The sequence below is a fragment of the Leptolyngbya sp. AN02str genome (assembly GCF_050565595.1).
Lineage (GTDB): Bacteria > Cyanobacteriota > Cyanobacteriia > Elainellales > Elainellaceae > Kaiparowitsia.
This window is the reverse complement of the sequence record NZ_JBNXVR010000012.1, coordinates 128,750-147,129: the sequence shown is the minus strand read 5'-3', so window position 1 is coordinate 147,129 and position 18,380 is coordinate 128,750. Positions and strand designations below refer to the sequence as shown.

12 protein-coding genes and 1 pseudogene are annotated in these 18,380 nt (G+C 46.6%); 2 read left to right on the top strand and 11 right to left on the bottom strand.

The features are described from left to right. Window positions 1–3: 3 nt before the first annotated feature. The 4 genes and pseudogenes from ACQ4M4_RS11905 to ACQ4M4_RS11890 all read right to left on the bottom strand — a co-directional run bounded on the left by ACQ4M4_RS11905 (window position 4) and on the right by ACQ4M4_RS11890 (window position 9,329). Window positions 4–6,300 (bottom strand): AAA family ATPase, encoded by a 6,297-nt coding sequence (locus tag ACQ4M4_RS11905; protein ID WP_430684694.1) that lies wholly within the window; start codon window positions 6,298–6,300, stop codon window positions 4–6. Between the two features lie 161 nt (window positions 6,301–6,461). Beyond that, a pseudogene (locus ACQ4M4_RS11900) lies at window positions 6,462–7,143 on the bottom strand (IS1 family transposase). Window positions 7,144–7,338: 195 nt separating this feature from the next. Continuing rightward, complete coding sequence (locus ACQ4M4_RS11895) at window positions 7,339–7,806, bottom strand: RrF2 family transcriptional regulator (RefSeq protein ID WP_430684693.1); 468 nt, start codon at window positions 7,804–7,806, stop codon at window positions 7,339–7,341. Window positions 7,807–8,372: 566 nt separating this feature from the next. Continuing rightward, complete coding sequence (locus ACQ4M4_RS11890) at window positions 8,373–9,329, bottom strand: sulfurtransferase (RefSeq protein ID WP_430684692.1); 957 nt, start codon at window positions 9,327–9,329, stop codon at window positions 8,373–8,375. 893 nt (window positions 9,330–10,222) lie between these two features. Between ACQ4M4_RS11890 and ACQ4M4_RS11885 the strand changes: the two genes are divergently transcribed. Both ACQ4M4_RS11885 and ACQ4M4_RS11880 read left to right on the top strand, forming a co-directional pair. Beyond that, window positions 10,223–10,432 carry a hypothetical protein gene (locus ACQ4M4_RS11885; RefSeq protein ID WP_430684691.1) on the top strand — a complete coding sequence of 70 codons (210 nt, stop codon included), beginning with the start codon at window positions 10,223–10,225 and terminating at the stop codon, window positions 10,430–10,432. A gap of 98 nt (window positions 10,433–10,530) precedes the next feature. Continuing rightward, entirely contained in the window at window positions 10,531–11,166 is a 636-nt protein-coding gene (locus tag ACQ4M4_RS11880) for a Crp/Fnr family transcriptional regulator (RefSeq protein ID WP_430684690.1), read from the top strand. Between the two features lie 315 nt (window positions 11,167–11,481). Here ACQ4M4_RS11880 and ACQ4M4_RS11875 read toward each other — a convergent pair whose 3' ends face one another. The 7 genes from ACQ4M4_RS11875 to ACQ4M4_RS11845 all read right to left on the bottom strand — a co-directional run bounded on the left by ACQ4M4_RS11875 (window position 11,482) and on the right by ACQ4M4_RS11845 (window position 18,309). Then, entirely contained in the window at window positions 11,482–11,757 is a 276-nt protein-coding gene (locus ACQ4M4_RS11875) for an NIL domain-containing protein (RefSeq protein WP_430684689.1), read from the bottom strand. 314 nt (window positions 11,758–12,071) lie between these two features. Further along, the gene (locus ACQ4M4_RS11870; RefSeq protein WP_430684688.1) at window positions 12,072–12,839 is read right to left on the bottom strand and encodes an ABC transporter ATP-binding protein; all 768 of its coding nucleotides are present in this window, start codon (window positions 12,837–12,839) and stop codon (window positions 12,072–12,074) included. 87 nt (window positions 12,840–12,926) lie between these two features. Continuing rightward, entirely contained in the window at window positions 12,927–13,736 is an 810-nt protein-coding gene (gene ssuC, locus ACQ4M4_RS11865) for an aliphatic sulfonate ABC transporter permease SsuC (protein ID WP_430684687.1), read from the bottom strand. Between the two features lie 56 nt (window positions 13,737–13,792). Next, window positions 13,793–14,929 carry an FMNH2-dependent alkanesulfonate monooxygenase gene (ssuD, locus tag ACQ4M4_RS11860; protein WP_430684686.1) on the bottom strand — a complete coding sequence of 379 codons (1,137 nt, stop codon included), beginning with the start codon at window positions 14,927–14,929 and terminating at the stop codon, window positions 13,793–13,795. A 10-nt stretch (window positions 14,930–14,939) separates the two neighbouring features. After that, entirely contained in the window at window positions 14,940–16,016 is a 1,077-nt protein-coding gene (locus ACQ4M4_RS11855; RefSeq protein ID WP_430684685.1) for a sulfonate ABC transporter substrate-binding protein, read from the bottom strand. Between the two features lie 41 nt (window positions 16,017–16,057). Then, entirely contained in the window at window positions 16,058–17,119 is a 1,062-nt protein-coding gene (locus tag ACQ4M4_RS11850; RefSeq protein WP_430684684.1) for a sulfonate ABC transporter substrate-binding protein, read from the bottom strand. Window positions 17,120–17,494: 375 nt separating this feature from the next. Beyond that, window positions 17,495–18,309 (bottom strand): IS5 family transposase gene (locus tag ACQ4M4_RS11845; RefSeq protein ID WP_430684683.1). Its coding sequence is split into 2 segments (ribosomal slippage): window positions 17,495–17,943 and window positions 17,943–18,309, totalling 816 coding nucleotides; the frame shifts between segments, so codons are not numbered across the junction. Window positions 18,310–18,380: the final 71 nt, after the last annotated feature.

Genomic DNA, 18,380 nt, shown 5'->3' with positions numbered 1-18,380 from the left:
ACCCTACACCCCAACAACAACCACAATCTCCGTTCCCTGTCCAGGTTGACTCCTAATTGTGAGCTGTGCGTCGATGCGCTCTGCCCGTTCGCTCATGCCGAGTAAGCCAAATCCCTCAGAGGACGGGATACTTCCAACTCCAAAGCCCTGCCCGTTGTCTTTCACGCGCAACAAAAACTGATCATGCTCGTAGATTAGCTCCACTCGAATTTCGTCAGCGTTGGCGTGTTTGATCACATTGGTTAAGGCTTCCTGCCCAATCCGCAGCAGGTTACTTTCTACTTCAGTTGATAGAGCATACGCTGTCCCCTTCACCTCATAATACAAAGTGGTATCATTTGCAGCCGCTCTGATTTGAGTTACGAGACGCTGGAGAGCGCTCTGTAAACTGCCTTCCTCCAAAAGCTGAGGACGGAGCGCCACGACCGATCGCCGCGCTTCAGTCAGTCCAGCTCGCGCCAATTCTTTGATCAGGTCTAGGTGTGCCTGAGCTGCTTCTACATCATCCGTTAGCACCTGGTTTGCCGCTCCGACCTGAGCCAGAATGCCTGTAAACGCCTGAGCAAGGGTATCGTGAATTTCACGTGCCATGCGGTTGCGCTCCTCTAAAATTGAGGCTGTTTCTGCTTGTTTTAGCGCCGTAATATCTCGCGTTAACCAAATCACCTGATCGTGGTTGATTGGGGCAATACGAGCCGAAAACCAGGCTTCTCGGCCATTTAGAAACGTACTGTACTCCACTGTGAGGATTTGTTGGGTTCTCAGCACCTGCTGAATATAACTTAGAAATTCATCGGCTTGTTCCTTTCCAAGTTGATGCATGGTCTTACCAATCATCTCCTCAAAGGGTTGCCATAGTAGATTTGGTTCCTGTGCAATTATTTCAAGGAATCGCCCTTCAGCAGTCAGTACAAACAATGGATCGGGAATTGCCTCAATTAGAGTCCGTAGCTTTGACTCTGAGGCTTGCAGGGCTTCTTCTGCTTGTTTGCGATCGCTAATATCCGCAATCACCCCTTCGACGTAGTCATCGTCTGCGTTCAAATAACAAGAGGAAAGTACCCAAAACACTGTCCCATCTCGTTTTCGCATCTGAAATTCATAGCCGCGCAGTTCCCCATCGCGCTTCAGCAACTCATGGGCCTGTTGGCGATCGCTAGGGTTTACAAAATAGTCGATGCTGTTTTCCAGCCCAATGATCTCCTCTGGTGAATCAAAGCCCAACAGATTGGCAAGGCGTTGGTTGGCATTGAGAATTAATCCATCCGAGAGGCGGTTTCGGAAGATGCCGACCTGTGAGTTTTCAAAGATAGCTCGGAACTTAGCTTCACTGCGTTGTAACTCAGCAGTTCGTTCTGCGACCTGTTGCTCTAAAGTGCAGTTGTAGTCGGCTAGGAGTTGCTCGGCCTGTTTGCGCTCTGTAATGTCCTGAAAGGTAGCGATCGCATAAGTGATGTTGCCCTGTTGATCAAAAACGGGTGTTCCCCGTGCCTCAATTAGAGTTGTGACATGATCACGACGAATTTCTATATCCTCAGTCCTGATGCGTTCGCCCCTCAATGCCTGCACAATAGGCAAGTTCTCCGCTGGATAGATTTGATCAGTTCCCGCTACATAAAGCTGATAAGCCTCTGAGATCTGCTCCGGTGTTAGGGAAGTATCAGTTTCTTTGCCTGTGAGTTGATTGCCGCATTGGTTGGTATAGTAAGGGCGACCCGCCGCGTCAACGATCGCAATTCCCACCGGAATCGCTTCAAGGAACTGAGTGATCTTGCTTTCCTTAGCCCGCAGTTCTGCGTAAAGGTTGGCATTTTCGATAGCGATCGCTGCTTGAGTCGATAATAGCTGCAAGACCTGCGATCGTTCTGGTGTAAACACTCCAGTTGTTAACCGATTTTCTAAATACAATACACCGACCAGCTTGGATTGATTCAGCAGCGGTAAACAGAAAACAGATTGCGGCTGGTTCTGCTGAACGTATGGCTCATTAATAAAGTCACCTTCGCGAGTCGCATTATTTAAGGTGACGGGCTTCAAAGTCCGAATCACATATTGAATGATTGACTCTGGCAATTGATCGGCAATTGGAATAGACTGCAACACCTGAGTCGCACAAGCATTCTCGTCAGCACTGAGTTCACAAGCCGCTTCAACCAACCATTCTCCTGAGCTTTCTAAAATCAGATATCCAGTTTGTGCGCCAGCATTCTCAATTAAAGTTTGCATCAGTAATCGCAGCAGTTGCTTCAGTTCAATTTCACGAGAAATCGCCTGTGAAGCTTTCATCACTGCTGCTAAGTCGAAAGCGGTATGGAAGGGATTAGTGATAGTTTCAGCAGTAATAGGAATTGATGCGGAAGCAGCTCTAGGCAACTGAGGAAAGAACTGTGGATAGCGGTTTTCTAAGTCTTTAACTTTAGCGGTTGCGCCCCAGCGACTATAGCAATAGTGCGCCTCTTTCATATAAGTTTGAGCAATTTTTTCTCGGCCTCGCGCCAGATAATGTTTAGCCGCTAATTCATAAGCTAATGCTTCTTCCTGGATATACTCATTTTCAGCAGCACCTGCGATCGCCCGTTCATAAAACTCCTCAGCCTCAAGAAATTGCTCTAAGACTCGCGCTTTCTCTGCCTCGACCAAATAAAATTGATGTAGATAATTCATTGGGGCGTGTTCTGCCCATTTCTGCATTTTTTCTTGGTTGGTTTTAACACAGTTTAGCCAAGCTACTTTTTCAGAGATTGAAGCATCGAGCAACAGGCTCAAAAGCGCTAGAGAATGATAGAAGCAGAATATAGGTAAAAGCTTTATTGCCGACGCTTCTTCAAAATGTTGCCTTGCCAAAATAGCAGTCTGTACAGCTTGATGGTGTTCTCCAAATAGATAACACAACATGACTTTGTGCAAATAGAGTATTTGAATTGTAATTCCATCTTTAACTGCAATAGCGTGTGGTAACGCCTCCTCTTCATTAAACACCCGACCAACTAAGCGGCTGGGATTCCCGGACCTATCTAACAAATTAAGAATGGTCTGCCACACTATCGCAATCCAAGTCGAGGGGCTTTCCCGTCTGATTCGGTCAACCGCTTTGCTGTAGGTTGCCATTTTCTGTTCCAGTTGGGTGAGTTCCTCCCCGACGAAAAATGAGTGATGGCACACGGTATATGCAACATAACTAGCGATTTCAAAATCTCCGGTTTCTACTCCTTCCTGATAAGCCTCAACCAGTAGTGGTATCGTCTCCTTAAGGTGTACTTTCCATTGCATAACATGGTAACTAAATATGTGTAATGCTTTAACCTTGCCTTTTTTAGTATTCAATCGTTCTGCTAAGCTAAGAGCCAATTGACCAAATTTATAGCCGAGTTCAATGTCTTGAACAACTCCACATAGAACAAACCCGTAGCCAGCATAATTCAGTGGTGACCAGGTAGTATTGCCGTAATTGATTGATAAACTCACCATTTTGCAAGCAATCAGTATTACCAGTGCTGGTGATGCTATGAATGCCGCAGACCCTATATTCGCTAGGATTGACATTGCTGCTAGCGGTTCTGGTGCAATCATCTCTGGTAAATTAATCAAGTCTTCAATTTCTCGTTCAGCGAGTAGTGCCGCCGTTGACTCCAATCCGTCTCGAACATCTAACTCACTTGGATTTTTTGGTAAAACCACTCCTAGAAGTTTCAACACTTCCAAGCCAGTTTTGAGTGCTTCTTTCAAGTTGCTCTGCGACAAATATCTTTGAATTTTGCTGTCGTAAACCTGCACTTTATCAAGTACTGTCTTAGCGCGATCAAGTACCACTTCTGCCAACTGTTCCATCTCATCAAAGCGACCCTGGAGATACGCCGCTTCTGCTGCTTCTGAGTACAGCGCTAAGGTGAGATCATACTCACTCTGCCAGCTCTCTGTATTGAGGAGTTTAAGCCCTGTAGTAAAATACTTAAAAGCTGCTTCATAAGCTGTTGCTGCTTTTGCTTTCTGACCTGCCACTAAATTCAATCTGGCAATCTCAGTTCGTTCTGATCGAGCAGTGACTAGCTCAAGTCCTCGATTGAGGTGATCGATGATTTCAAACAACCAATCGAATCGTTGCTCTGGTGAAGTTTTTTCGAGCAAATTGCGACCGATTTGGAGATGAACAACCTGTTTCTGCGATTCATCAATCAAAGCATAAGCCGCTTGCTGAACGCGATCGTGCAGAAACTTATACTCTTGAACCAACAAATCTTCGTCCAATTCAGACAGAGGTTGAATTAATCCTGCTTGTATTGCTTCTAATAAATCCTGGAAAATTGCTTTCGGTGATTTTTCGCAGATGATGGCTAACGTCTCTAAATCAAATTCAGCCCTGACACAGGCAGCGATGGAGAGAACTTGCTGTGTTGCTTCCGGCAATTTCTGCAATTGATACAGCAGCAACTCCACCACATTAGCAGTGATGTCTTGAGATTCAATCTCTGCTAGGTTCCACTGCCAGCTCAACTGTTGGGCATCAAAGGTCAACAGGTTTTCGCTATGCAGCAGCTTCAAAAATTCACCAACAAAGAAAGGGTTGCCCTCGGTTTTACGTGACACAGTTTGGGCTAGGGAGCGAACGATATCAGGATTGTGATGTAATGTCTCAGATATCAGTTGACTCAACGGTTCCAGTGTTAAAGGGGTCAGGATGATTTCCTGAAATACTGCTCCCTGGTTTCGCAGGCTCTCTAGCGTTAAGACCAACGGATGCGTTGGAGTCAGTTTGTTATCTCGGTAGGCTCCGATCAAAAACAGATACGGGATATGCTCATCAAGTAAGATGAGTTCGATTAACTTTAAAGTTGCAGAATCGATCCACTGTAGATCGTCTAAGAAAATAACTAGGGGATGCTCTTTTGCACAAAACGCCCGCACAAACTTTTGAAACGTGAGATTGAAGCGATTCTGTGCTTCTGTTGCTCCAACTTCGGGCACAGGTGGCTGTTTGCCAATGATTAACTCGACTTCGGGGATGACATCTACGATAATTTGTCCGTTGCTTCCCAAAGCAGTGAGTAGACGCGATCGCCACAATTCCACCTGCCCATCCGGTTCTCCCAGGAGTTGCTGCACCAACTTTTGCAAAGCAGCCGCAATAGCGCTGTAGGGAACATTCTTCCGGAATTGGTCAAATTTCCCCGATATGAAATAGCCGTGGTTTGCTGTGATGGGTTGATAGAGTTCCTGTACCAATGCCGTTTTGCCAACGCCAGCGTAACCGGAGATCAGCATCATTTGGCTATAGGAGAGTGCGGGGTGTGGGGTGTGGGATCGCTCTCTACTCCTCCGCTCCTCTAGCCCTTTCCCTCCGGCCACTCGCTCAAACGCAGCCAATAATGCTTCGATCTCCGCTGCTCGTCCATACAGTTTTTGAGGAATGCGGAACTGCTCAGAAACATCTTGCAGTCCCAAGGATATGGCGTTAATCTGGCCTATTTCTGCCAGTTGTTGAGCGCAGCGTTCTAAATCTGCTTTGATGCCCCAGGCACTCTGATAACGATCCTCTGCATTTTTTGCCATCAGTTTCAAAATCAGGTTTGAAACAGGTTGGGGAATCGTTGCGTTCAATTTATGCGGGGGAGTCGGCGGTCTAGCAATGTGGCAGTGGACTAGCTCTAGAAGATCTTTAGTGGGAAACGGTAGTTGTCCCGTCAACAGTTCGTAGAAGGTTACACCCAGGGAATAGAAATCGGTACGATAGTCAAGCACCCGATTCATCCGCCCGGTTTGCTCTGGTGACACGTATGCAGGGGTTCCTTCTAGAAGATGGAGGCTTTTGAATGTGGGACTGGTGCGACTGAAGCGAGTTGCAATGCCGAAATCAATGATTTTGACAACGCCAGTCCTCGGATTAAAGATAATATTGCCAGGATTAATATCTTTATGGATGACATGAGCCGCATGGATTTTGCCTAGAGTATCAGTAATGGCGATCGCCATATTCAAAAAAACCGACAGCGGCATGGGACAAAAGTCTAATTGTTGCCGCATCCAGCATTCCAAAGACTCTCCACCAAAGTCTTCCAAAAGAATAATCAGCGTGCGTTGGTAGTCTTGCTGGCTGTATGCTTTGACTACGCCTTCAATGTTGAGAAAACGAGTAATTTCATACTCCTGCCGATAGCGAGTTAATTCCTGAGGAGAGGGATAATCCTGCTTGAGAACTTTGGCAATCACTGCACAATCATCTTGCTCTCTGATACCCCGATACACCAAAGAAGCTAAGCTCTCATAGATTTTGCTGTGGATAGTAATTCCAGGTAGGGTAATCATTGAATGCTCCTCCGATGAAGGACTATCATCCGTTTCCTAAAGTATATCGCCTGCCAAACTCAAGAATATAAGTGTTACCCTAAGCAGGAGAGTTGCCCCTCCTGCTTAGGGTCTGGGTGGTGCTAAATAGGTAAGGATGCATTGTAGTGGTGAACAAAGTACTAAATGGCCCCAATATGGTTCTCCAATTTCTTGGAAAACGATAACGTCTTCCTCACCAAACGTGACACCCGCTGGCGCAAGGTACAGTTAAACCGCTCAATATAGGTGGTTTTGCCACTATCCTTACCCACACCTTGATGTCGTTTGCTGGGGAAGATTTCCTCATAAGCAGACTAAAAAGCGGTGTAAGCGACAGCACACTGTCGATAAACGGATGGCAATGAATCCCACAATCCTTGGGCACCCTCTTGGCTTCGATCGCCGACGTATACACCAACAATTTCTCGCGTTTGGACATCCAGTGCTAGCCAAATCCACTGCTTATTACCCTTGTTACCCACAAATGACCACATCTCATCACACTGAATGGTTAAGCGTCCCTTTTTTAGCCCGTACTTCCACTTGACGGGGCACATTCTGGTATTTCTGATTGACGTAACTCTGAAGCCAAGGCTCGGAAACCTCTGCTACTCTGGCAATACCCGCTAACGGAATCTTCTCCAACAGGAGTTTATCAATCAGGGTTTTAGTTGCTTCATCAATGATTTTATTTTGGGGGGCTTGCACAAACTGTCTACCGCACTCACGACACTTAAAGTTCTGTTTGCCATTATGGATTCTGCCATTCTTGACGATGTGAGTTGACTGGCAGGTAGGGCAGCTAGGCTGAGAATCAGACATGGGGCGTCTAGGCTAACTATTTCTCTTCTATCCTTACATCTTTAGGGCTACCCAAAAATTTTCCGTTGCTAAAACTAAGCCTCATAGAGCGGCGCTGGGAGTATGTCACTTCTTGTAACCTAGTATCTTCTTCAACTTGAATAGAAGTGACAGGCCAGTTTTTTCTCAGGCTTCTTACTCCGCAAGAAGTCTCTTTTAGATGAAATACATATTATTTAGTTGTTGTCGAACCTCTCGGTTTTGACAGAGGTCTCGAAGGGTATAGCTTTGTAGAACCTGTTTAGCATTTTGCTGAGCTTCTTTCCAAATATCACGCACAATTGCTCGACAAAGAGAGTTCGTTTCTTGATCAACACGTGACGGCTGAGAGTCTTCTAGACCATGAAAAATATCGAGAATGGTGATTTGCCAGGGTTCTCGAGCAAGTAAATATCCTCCCCTATTTCCGCGCTGGCTGACAACGATTCCAGCCTTGCGAAGAGCAGCGAATACTTGTTCTAAGTAGCGATCAGGAATATCTTGCCGTTCGGCAATATGGCGAATTTGAACAGGCTCACCCTTTGGGAAGTAGTCTGCAAGTTCTAACAGGGCTAATAATGCATATTCAACCTTCGCCGATAATTCCATCGTTTCTTCACGCCTCAATTCAAGTATGGACATCATGAATACTGAGAGAAGTGTCTTTTTTAAGAAGGTTACAAATTGTTGGGTTAGCTATCTGATATGGATAACCAAAAGTAACAACTGCACCCGGCTGATCAAGCAAATCTGTAAAATTTCGGAGCAAATTGTAGCCAACTTACGGTTGATTGATGTAGTACGGCTGATGTCAGTACTTGGTTACAGGCAAATACTTTCCTATGACTACTAGCAGGCAACACTACGTTCAAAGCTTCAATAGCTATCTTTTGGTTCTATGATGAACTAGCGCTAGCTTTGAGACTGTTGCTGTTGCGGCTGTTGCGGCTCTTGCTCCGCTGATGTGTCATCACTCGGTAAACAGCTTACGATTTGAGTTGTGTTAGAAGATGGAGCGATCGCGCTTTGCGTTATTGGTGCGCTCATTCCATACGTTGCTAGCATCATTCCTATGATCATTACAAGCCTCATCACTGCCATTATTCCCATTTCAAACGTAAAGTCCTTCGCAAGGTTGAGCAGGATTAACAGTTGAGTGAACTTGTCAGAAGTCAGAAGTGATTCTATCTATTCACTCAACTGCAACAAATCTAGAGCAGTTCAGGATCACGCCCCGTTTCTACAGGTAAATCTGGCTGAGCAGAATATTCTGTCCAAGATCCTTCATAAATCCGTACATTGGGGTAATTCAACAGATGCTTCAAAACGGTGTATTGCAGTGTTGCTTCCCGTCCAGTACTGCACGTCACGATAATGGTGTCATCTGGAGTGATGCCCCGCTGAGCCAGCAAAGCTCGAATTTCGGCTAAAGGCTTGAGCTGATGCTGATTTGCTTCCCCGATGGTGAAAGAAGGCCAAGGAATATTTTTGGCTCCCGGAATGTGACCGTTTCGTATAAACAAATCGACTTCACCTGCGAATAACGCAGCGGGACGAGGATCGATAAAGGTAATGTCAGAATTACCGATAAGATTGCGAACCTCATCAAGCGAAACACGCAGTGCAGGCTTGTCCCGAAATCTAAAGTTGCCGACGGTATATTGTGGAAACTCTTTGGTAATAGGGAGTCCAGCTTCTTTATAGGCCTTAAATCCACCGTCTAATATGGCAATATTACGCAATCCACCTCGCTCTAGGAGATAACTCACCATTGTGGAGCCCAAGATGCTCGCTTCGTCCGAGTAAATGACCACATGGCTATTGCTGCTAACGCCAGCTTGTTGGAATAAGGATTGAATCTTGTTGGTTTCCCAATATTGCACTGGCAAGCGCCCGTTTGGGCCACGAAATGTGTTGTCGGCAATGTGGACGGCACGGGGGATGTGTCCACCAATGTAATCCAGTGGGTTGATACGTACATCTAGAATGCGGACTTGGGGATCCTCGATATGCTCGGCAACCCAAGCAGGTGAGACAAAGCGAACTGTCGTTGAGCTACTGGCGAAGGATGGTGAGGTGACTAACAAGGCTGTCACAAACACCAATGAAGCAACAAGCGCTGCGATCGCGCCGCCAATCTTAGCATTAACAGATGAGAAGTTTCCCAATCCTCTTCGTGAAAACTTCCTTCTACTGAGCCGAATATGCATAAATCCCGATGTCCTTCTAATCAATGAAATGTACAGGTGAGGCGAGCAGAGAAGCGACTGTAGCTGAACTGAAACAGTCAAAAGAAAAGGGCTGAAGTTGAACAGGGCAAGTTCAAACTTGAAATGCGATCGCTTGATAGAGCAAATCTCTGGTTAGAAAACAAGGACTCTACCGATGCTGAACAATCACATGGGGCTGGCACAACAAACTGCGACGAAGTCGTGCTCAATGCGAACCGGACACTTCTGGAGAACCTGAAAACACAAACCATTCATAAAAGCGAAAACTAAAATCTCATAAGCCGATCAATATACCGATGTATCTAGGTTTAGCTATCCTTGCACAACCAAAATCGAAAAGCAAGATGCAAACTACACAAAATCTATCGACTAATCGTTAATTATGCCTATGTGGTTGCAGAAAGCCAGACTAATCCTGGGTTTCATCTGTATTGAGTGTGGGAATGGCGAGTTGAACGGTACGAATCCATAAAAATCGGAGACCAGCCGCACATTCATACGCAGTCCGCATATTGGGCAGCATCAACCACAGTCATTCTCGTTTTGAAGCCAAACCGGGCATTATCTTGCCTGTCATAGGCTATTCCCCGAGCTCAGAGCCAAGCGGCTGTGTTCTTTGGGGGATAACCGCTTGGCTTTGAAACTTATCCTGAAAACTGCTGCATCAACCAAGGCATCGTTGAAATTAAAACCAGAGTGTGTAATACTTGCTGCTACAATTTACGGTAATTCGATAGACTTACCGTATTTAACTGCGCTACGGTTAAATGCTTCTAAATTCTTGATTTGTTAACGTTCCCACGCTTCGTTGTCACTACTTGCATACAGCTATGGCTATTTCGCTTCATCGTCCCGCACTGCTTCACACTCACACTGTGGTTCCATCGCTCAAGCTTCGGTTAATCCGGTGGGTCCAGATTTGGCGCAGAATTTATCCCTATGCTTGCATCGCTGGAATTGCAGTATTGCTATTGATCAGCGTGGCAATTGTATCGTTACATCAATACTGGAAGGCGAACCAAAAGCCTGCCAAGCATTAAAAAGATATTTCCAAACCTTGAGCGCTCCTTTTAGCAGGTCGCCGCACGCTGCATTTGGGAGATAGTGTTCAGCTTTTACTTTTGAGCATCCTAAAGCTATGGTTTTCTCCTCTATCCCATCAATACCGATATCTTCTCTGTCTCCAACTTCATCCTCTGCAACATCCCGAAGTTCATCTTCTCAATCTTTTATCCATCAATATCCTCGGCGATCGCTCTTACCTTCTCGTTCATCCTGCTTATGGCGAATTGAGTGTGGTGTGGTGCGGGCCATGACTTGGCGGAGGGATGGTACTGTTGTCCCTTTAGGGATTTGGCAGTCGGGTGATGTTGTTGGAGAGGGATTAACCCAAAGTGCCAACTGTCAAATCGAAGCCTTGACTGATGTGTCGGTAACCGCAATCGCATTTCAAGACTGGCAACCGGTTCCAGAGGAATTACTGAGTCATCTGAAACAGGCACACGACTTGATGATCATTCGCTCTGGACGTCGCTCAGATGAAATTTTGTTGGACTTACTAACTTGGTTAGCTAAGCGTTTTGGTCAACCAGTAAATAATGGAACGTTAATTGCCCTGAAATTAACGCATCAAGACTTGGCAGATTTTAGCGGATTAACACGCGTTACCGTTACTCGCACACTTAGCATGTTTGAGCAGAATCATGTGATTCATCGCCTGTCGCGACAGCTTGTACTCGCGCCAGATGCAGAAGTTTGGCATTACGAGATTTAGCTATTTTATGAACATCTCAATGGGGTGAGGAGCCGTTGAAGGATGCTGGAGTCAAAGCTAAACTTATCAGCTGTTCAACGCTCTTATGCACCATGTATAAGAGCGTTGCTGAGTATTCTGACCAGCCATATTGAACACTATGCATGACTGATGCACTATACAGAAAACTAACGATTTTGATGATGTGTTGTGGGCTAAGCCCATGACACATTATGCAATTGTATAACTCTCAAGCATGATTGGTTTTTCTAAACGGATATCTAGAAGTGCCTCAAGTCTGGCTGATTAAACTACTAAAATAAGCTGACTGGACACTTATTGATGCCAGCCACCTCCATCAGGATTTGGCCTGCTTATGATCGATAAATCCATTGCTTTCATGTAGTCTAAGCCACGCCTAATTTGCTCAGTTGTACCAGTTAGTTCCAAATCAAATTGACCATCGGATTCACTTTTTAATGTGGCTGTTATGATGTTGAACGTAATGCCATAACGAGACGTAAGGTAAGACAAAACTGGCTCACCTCGAAACCGCTTGGGAACAAAAACTCGAACTCGAATTTGAATTAAGTTAGCTAGTAATATACTCACCTTGGAGAAGTTAGAAGAGGGCCTAGTCTGATACCAGCGATCCTGAAATGCTGGTACTAATGGAGGGCTTAGCAGGAGAAACCCACGCAAATCGAACGTGAATAAAGCTAAGAGTAAACGCAACAAAAAAACCAGTTAAACAGATGAGCGTGAGCGTTAACAATGGCTGTTGTTTCATCTTGACTTGACAAAATTTGAAGAGAGTAAACGAATTTGTAGAAAGTCTCCTAGGTCAAAATTCAAAGCTCAGGTATAGAAATACTGCGATCGCAGCTTGGCACCTGATTTGGGAATGAGTAGCATTTGCAAATCAGTTACGTGGATGGGACTGGTTGTCGTTGAAGAATAAAATCAAGAATTTGTGTTTTGAGGCTAGCGAACTCTGGCGAACCTTCGTTGCGAGGGTGCATTAAATCGATAGATAGATTTAGCCTTAGCTGCCCATTTTCAATCACTAAAACACGATTAGCCAGATACACGGCTTCTTCCACATCATGAGTTACAAGAACAGCCGTGAACCCCTGCTCTTGCCATATGGTACGAATGAGTTGCTGCATCTCTAACCGAGTGAGTGCATCCAGAGCCCCTAGAGGTTCATCAAGCAGCAGCAATCGAGGCTGACTAGCTAGAGCCCGTGCTAAAGCGACCCGCTGTCGCTGTCCACCAGACAGTTGCATAATCCATCGCTGAGCATAATCACCCAACCCTACCTGCTGCAAAGCCCACTGGCCCCGCCATTTACCCTGCTGCTTCATGCCTAAGGTGACGTTATCTAGCACCCGCCGCCAAGGTAGTAATCGAGAATCCTGAAACATCACTCGCGCATTTCGGTTTAAGCCATACATGGGCATCCCATTGTTATAAATTTCACCTCGGGTTGGAATATCCAAACCACTAAGCAGCCGCAATAATGTACTTTTACCGCATCCACTCTTTCCAACCACAGCTACAAATTCCCCAGGTAAAATGTCGAGGTCGATGCCTTTCAGCACGCCAGAGTTGCCATAGGATTTGTACAAATTGCGAATCTGAAGATGAGCACCGACTTGGGTTGATGATTGAGCAGATGATCGCGAGGTCATAAATCTAGATCTCTCAATAAACCAGGAAAAACATAAATTTGCCAACGAAAAGCCTTGGACGCTCATCCAACGAGCGCACACGATAGTCTAAGCATTTTGGCTGGGATGCCAGGGCAAGAGCGATCGCTCTAACCAGCGCACAGCAGAGTCTGCAAGTTTACCCAACAGCGCATACAGCAAAATACTGAGGACGACGACATCTGTCTGCATAAACTCGCGAGCATTCATTGCCATGTAGCCAATCCCAGAGTTGGCTGCAATCGTTTCTGCCACAATCAATGTTAGCCACATGAGTCCTAACGCATAGCGCAATCCCACCAACACATTCGATAACGCACCAGGAAGAATAATTTGGATCAGTAGTTCATGTTGACTAAGTCCATAAACCTGACCCATTTCTACCAAGTTTGGATCAATCGACCGAATTCCGTGAAAAGTGTTGATGTATATCGGGAAAAAGACCCCAAGAACGACAAGGAATATTCGTGCTTCATCTCCTATTCCGAACCACAAAATCACCAATGGGATTAAGGCTAAATGTGGAACATTGCGAACCATTTGAATAGAGCTATCTAGTATTTTCTCAGCAATAGGCAACATGCCGTTGAGGAATCCCAAAGCTAATCCAATACCACCCCCAATAGCGAACCCAATCAAAGCGCGGTGTGTACTTACTTGAACATGACGTAGCAACTCGCCACTCATACTCAACCGCAATGCTGCTTCCAGAATTTTGGTGGGGGCTGGCAAAATTCGTGTAGGAATCAATCCCATCTGAGAGCAAATTTGCCAAATGATGAGACATCCAAGAGGAACTAGCCAAGGCACTACATTGTCCCAGGGCATCTTTTTTAGGGCATAAGGATGAGCTTTAGCATTCTCAAGTTGCATATTCATGTCGTGGTTAATGAGTGAGAAAAGTATTGGGCGATCACCCCAGCTCATTTGTTGAATCAACTAGCGTTTGTCGGCAACTTGTCGTTGGCAATAATTTCTCCAATCGGGCTAACAAATCGGCTGGGCTCGACCTTCGGTAAGTTCTCTAGCGGCAGCTTAGGAAATAGCAGTTCGGCCACTCGGTAGGCCTCCTCTAAATGGGGATATCCCGAGAAAATAAACGTATCAATCCCCAGAGCTGCGTACTCCTGCATCAAACTTGCAACTTGATCGGGATTGCCCACCAAGGCTGTTCCAGCACCACCCCGCACCAGTCCGACTCCAGCCCACAAGTGAGGATAAATTTCCAGATTTTCTCGACGACCACCATGCAACTCCACCATACGGCGCTGCCCTTCCGAGTCGGCTCTTTCTAAGGCCGCTTGAGCCGCAGCGATTGTCTCATCATCTAAATGTCGGATTAAGTTGTTCGCAGCAGCCCACGCCTCTGCCTCAGTTTCACGCACAATTACATGCAGTCGAATCCCAAAGCGAATCGTTCTGCCATACTCTGCCGCCAGTTGCCGCACCTCAGCAATTTTTTCGGCGACTTGGGCCGGAGGCTCTCCCCAAGTGAGATATAAATCCACGTGCTTGGCAGCAACACGCTTTGCCGCAGGAGAGGACCCGCCAAAATAGAGTGGCGGATAGGGATACTGTACTGGAGGGAATAATAGCTTTCCGCCTTGGATTTTCAAATGTTGGCCGTCAAAATCAGAAATATTGCCAGCCATGACATTGCGCCATACGGCCAAGAACTCGTCGGTCAACTCGTAACGAGCTTCTTTGTCCAAATGCAGACCATCGCCTGCTAGCTCTACTGGATCGCCGCCTGTGACAACATTCACTAGCAAGCGACCTTTGGATAATCGATCAAATGTGGCTGCCATGCGAGCTGCCATGCTCGGGGATGAAAGACCGGGGCGAATTGCAACCAAAAACTTCATCCGCTGTGTGACAGAAACTAGTAATGACGCTGTGATCCAAGCATCTTCACAGGAGCGGCCTGTTGGCAAGAGTGCACCCTCAAACCCAAGCTGATCAATGGCTCCAGCCAGTTGCTTCAAATATTCTGGTGTAAGGGGACGGCCTCCGCGAGATGTGCCCAAATAGCGTCCATCCCCATGTAACGGAATAAACCAAAAAATGTTCATACTTGATTCCTTATTCCTTCCAAACAGCGTCTGCAACTTTAATTTGTTTTGGGATGAGGTTGAGTTGTGAGAATGTATCTGCAATTTTCTGCTGATTGTTCACGACCTCGTCTGTGATGGGCAGTACACCATAATCTCGCCTCTGTTCTGCAAGTTGTAGTGATGGCTTGTCAATTCCCAACTCTGCGGACAAAAAAATTGCGACATCTTCTGGGTTTTGTTTTGCCCATGTGCTAACAGTTCTCAGCTCCTCTAATAGCACATTCAACAAGTCAGGATGGCTGTTGACAAAGGATTGAGTGGATAAGAAAAAGCCATTATTTTTGACAAGATCTTTACCATCAATTAATACTCGGGCTCCGATTGCTGTTTCTGCTGCGGCCTGAAATGGATCCCAGATTACCCAAGCATCTACAGCACCCTGCTCAAATGCAGGCCGTGCATCTCCGGGTGGCAAAAACACGGTTTCAACATCGCTGTACTGTAAACCCGACTCTTCTAAAGCACGAACCAGAAGATAGTGGACGTTTGAGCCTTTATTCAACGCTACTTTTTTGCCTTTCAGGTCGGCTACGGTTTGAATGGGGGAATCTTTGGTCACAAGAATGGCTTCCGCAGAGCCTCCAAGTGGTTCATAGGCGACATATTGCAGAGGAGCATCAGCCGCTTGGGCAAAGACAGGGGGCGTTTCGCCTGTGTAGGCAAAGTCAATACTGCCAACATTCAGCGCTTCTAGCATTTGAGGGCCAGCCGCAAATTCATTCCACTCTACGGTTACCCCGTCAGACGTGAGCCGACTTTCAAGATCGCCTCGATTCTTCAAAAGATTGAGTGCGGTTGAAGATTTTTGATATCCGATGCGGAGTTGACGCGCAGGGGATGCAGGGGGTGATATGGCTGGACTGCTAACGGGTTCAGTCGGTTGAGCAGTACACGCTGCAATCGCCATGCTGAGCCCGATTCCTAAGGCAAACAAGAGCGATCGCTGTTGCCAAGATAGGTGAAATACTCGACGAATCCATCTCCACCCAAGGGTCAGTTTTGATTCTGGATAGCCCTTTAAGCGTTCCTTCAATAAGTTACTCATACAGTACACTCGAGTGTTTCCAAAATTTTGGAGAATGCGTGTTATTTTGCGTTCCACACACTGTCTTTTACGTTGACGGGTTTGGGGATTAATTGCAGTTTGCTGAAGGTATCTGCGATCTGCTGCTGTTCTGTTAGCATGGCGTCGTTGAATTCTTCAAAACCATAGTTTCGACGCTTTGTTACTGTGTCTAATACAGATGCTTCAATACCCAATAGGGGTGACAGAATATTGACTACTGCTTCAGGATTCGCATCTGCCCAAGCTGCAACGGCTTGGGTTTCTGCCGCGATCGCTTGAATAATATCTGCTCCAGATTCTGCAAACGATGTGGAAGCAAGATAAAAATCGCGGTTGGCTACAAGGCCTTCGCTATCGCGAAGCACTCGCGCATTGGACTGCTGCTGGGCTGCTGCGTAGAATGGATCCCAAATTGCCCAGGCATCTACATTGCCTTGTTCAAATGCTGAGCGGGCATCCCCCGGAGTCAGGTACACCGATTCAATATCAGCTAGCGTTAGTCCAGCAGTTTCCAAAACTCGCACAATCAGGTAGTTGGCGCTTGATCCTTTAGCGTAAGCAACTTTTTTACCTTTGAGATCAGCGACAGATTGAATAGTTGAGTCTGGTGGAACGATGACGGCTGAGCTGCGATCTTTTGGAGCACTGCCGCCAATGTAAACCAAGGGAGCATCGGCGGCCTGAGCAATCACAGGTGGCGCATCGCCAGTACGGCCAATGTCGATGCTGCCCACGTTGAGTGCTTCTAGCATCGGTGGCCCAGATTGAAATTCTGTCCACTCTACCGTTGCCCCCAACGCCTCTAGCCGCTTCTCTAATCCACCCCGGGCTTTTACTAATGTGAATGGATCAAACTTTTGATGACCAATTCGCACAACCCGAGTTTGGGCAACAGGCGAAGCAGACACATTAGCAAATGGAGTTGGTAAAGAGCTAGAGGTGCAGGAGGCGATCGCCACACTCATTCCAATGCCCACAACAAATAGCACGACCGAAGCTCGGACACGATGCTGTATCCAGCGCTTGAGTTGGCCAAAAGTTGCGACTAGGGTGCTTTGCCACCCAGATCTAATGTCACTCATGGGATTTCCTCCGTTTGGAAGTTTCGGCTGAGATATGCGATCGCTCATCCAAGCAAGAGAACGCGATGGCTTCCCATCCACTGATAGAGGAGCTTAAGAAACTGAGCCTGTAAACGCCTGACACAAAAAAAACTACGGTAATTTGGTAGAGATATCGTAGTTTTGGTGATCAGCAATATGCCATAACTGCCTGACAAAACGCAACCCTTAAGCCAGCACAATTTTTGACGTGGTGTGGAAATTCGCGAGGTGGCGTAGATGAGCAGCAGCATAAAAACATAACCCCTGGGCCACACACGGCGAGTGCAGCCCAGGGGTTAGTACCTGTTTCTTTACGTTAGGTTACAGTCTTAGAGCTGATTTATGAATGAAATCTTAAGCTCCTAATCTTCGAAGCATCAGCCGCAGTAAGGAGCCATAAATCATCGCTTCACTGACCTCTGAATACACCTCATAATCCTTGCTCAACCGCCTGAACCGATTGAGCCAACCAAAGGTGCGCTCCACAATCCACCGCTTCGGTTGAGGCTCGAACGTCGGTGAGGTTCGTTGGATAACCTCTACCCGCACCCCGTCACCACAAACGTGCCGAACAGCACTGGCAAAGTTCTTGCCAGAATACCCCTGATCCACCCAAATCACTTTGAGTTTGGCTAACTTCTCTTTGGCCTCATCTAGGACCACGACAGCCCCCAATCGTTCTGAGGCGTTTGCCTCTGTCACCACAACTCCAATCAACCATCCTTGGGAGTCTACGACGACATGGCGCTTACGCCCCTTAACCTTCTTACCACCGTCAAAACCGTAGACCGCCCCCTTTTTTCCGTGGTCTTGACCGATTGGGAGTCGGCAATCGCAACGGTGGACTCTGGCTCTCTGCCTAATTTCGTTCGCAGTTTCTCTCGGGCTAAGTCATGCATCTGTTGCCAGCCCCCTTTGCGTTGCCACTTTTGGAAGTAGCGGTACACCGTGCTGTAGGGCGGTAAGTCGTGAGGCATCATTTCCCATTGGCATCCGGTTCGTTGCACATAGAAGATGCCATTGAGAATTTCCCTGAAATCAACTTCCACCGGATGCCCAAAGCCTTTCGGCTGAGGGATCAGGGTTTGCATCACTTCCCACTCCGCATCGCTGAGGTCACTTGGGTAGGGTTTACGGATAGGATTGGCAATCTTTGGCAGACGAGTCATGATGAGCACCCATTCGGCTACATCCAGCCTAAAATCTGCACAAGCTCAACATAACAGGCTTTTAGCTTCTC

Excerpts from the sequence above, each read along its gene's own strand:
- ACQ4M4_RS11870 (WP_430684688.1), bottom strand. The coding sequence starts at position 12,839 with ATGACCTCGCGATCATCTGCTCAATCATCAACCCAAGTCGGTGCTCAT.
- ACQ4M4_RS11905 (WP_430684694.1), bottom strand. The coding sequence starts at position 6,300 with ATGATTACCCTACCTGGAATTACTATCCACAGCAAAATCTATGAGAGC.
- ACQ4M4_RS11850 (WP_430684684.1), bottom strand. The coding sequence starts at position 17,119 with ATGAGTGACATTAGATCTGGGTGGCAAAGCACCCTAGTCGCAACTTTT.
- ACQ4M4_RS11895 (WP_430684693.1), bottom strand. The coding sequence starts at position 7,806 with ATGATGTCCATACTTGAATTGAGGCGTGAAGAAACGATGGAATTATCG.
- ssuD (WP_430684686.1), bottom strand. The coding sequence starts at position 14,929 with ATGAACATTTTTTGGTTTATTCCGTTACATGGGGATGGACGCTATTTG.
- ACQ4M4_RS11855 (WP_430684685.1), bottom strand. The coding sequence starts at position 16,016 with ATGAGTAACTTATTGAAGGAACGCTTAAAGGGCTATCCAGAATCAAAA.
- ssuC (WP_430684687.1), bottom strand. The coding sequence starts at position 13,736 with ATGAATATGCAACTTGAGAATGCTAAAGCTCATCCTTATGCCCTAAAA.
- ACQ4M4_RS11880 (WP_430684690.1), top strand. The coding sequence starts at position 10,531 with ATGGTTTTCTCCTCTATCCCATCAATACCGATATCTTCTCTGTCTCCA.
- ACQ4M4_RS11885 (WP_430684691.1), top strand. The coding sequence starts at position 10,223 with ATGGCTATTTCGCTTCATCGTCCCGCACTGCTTCACACTCACACTGTG.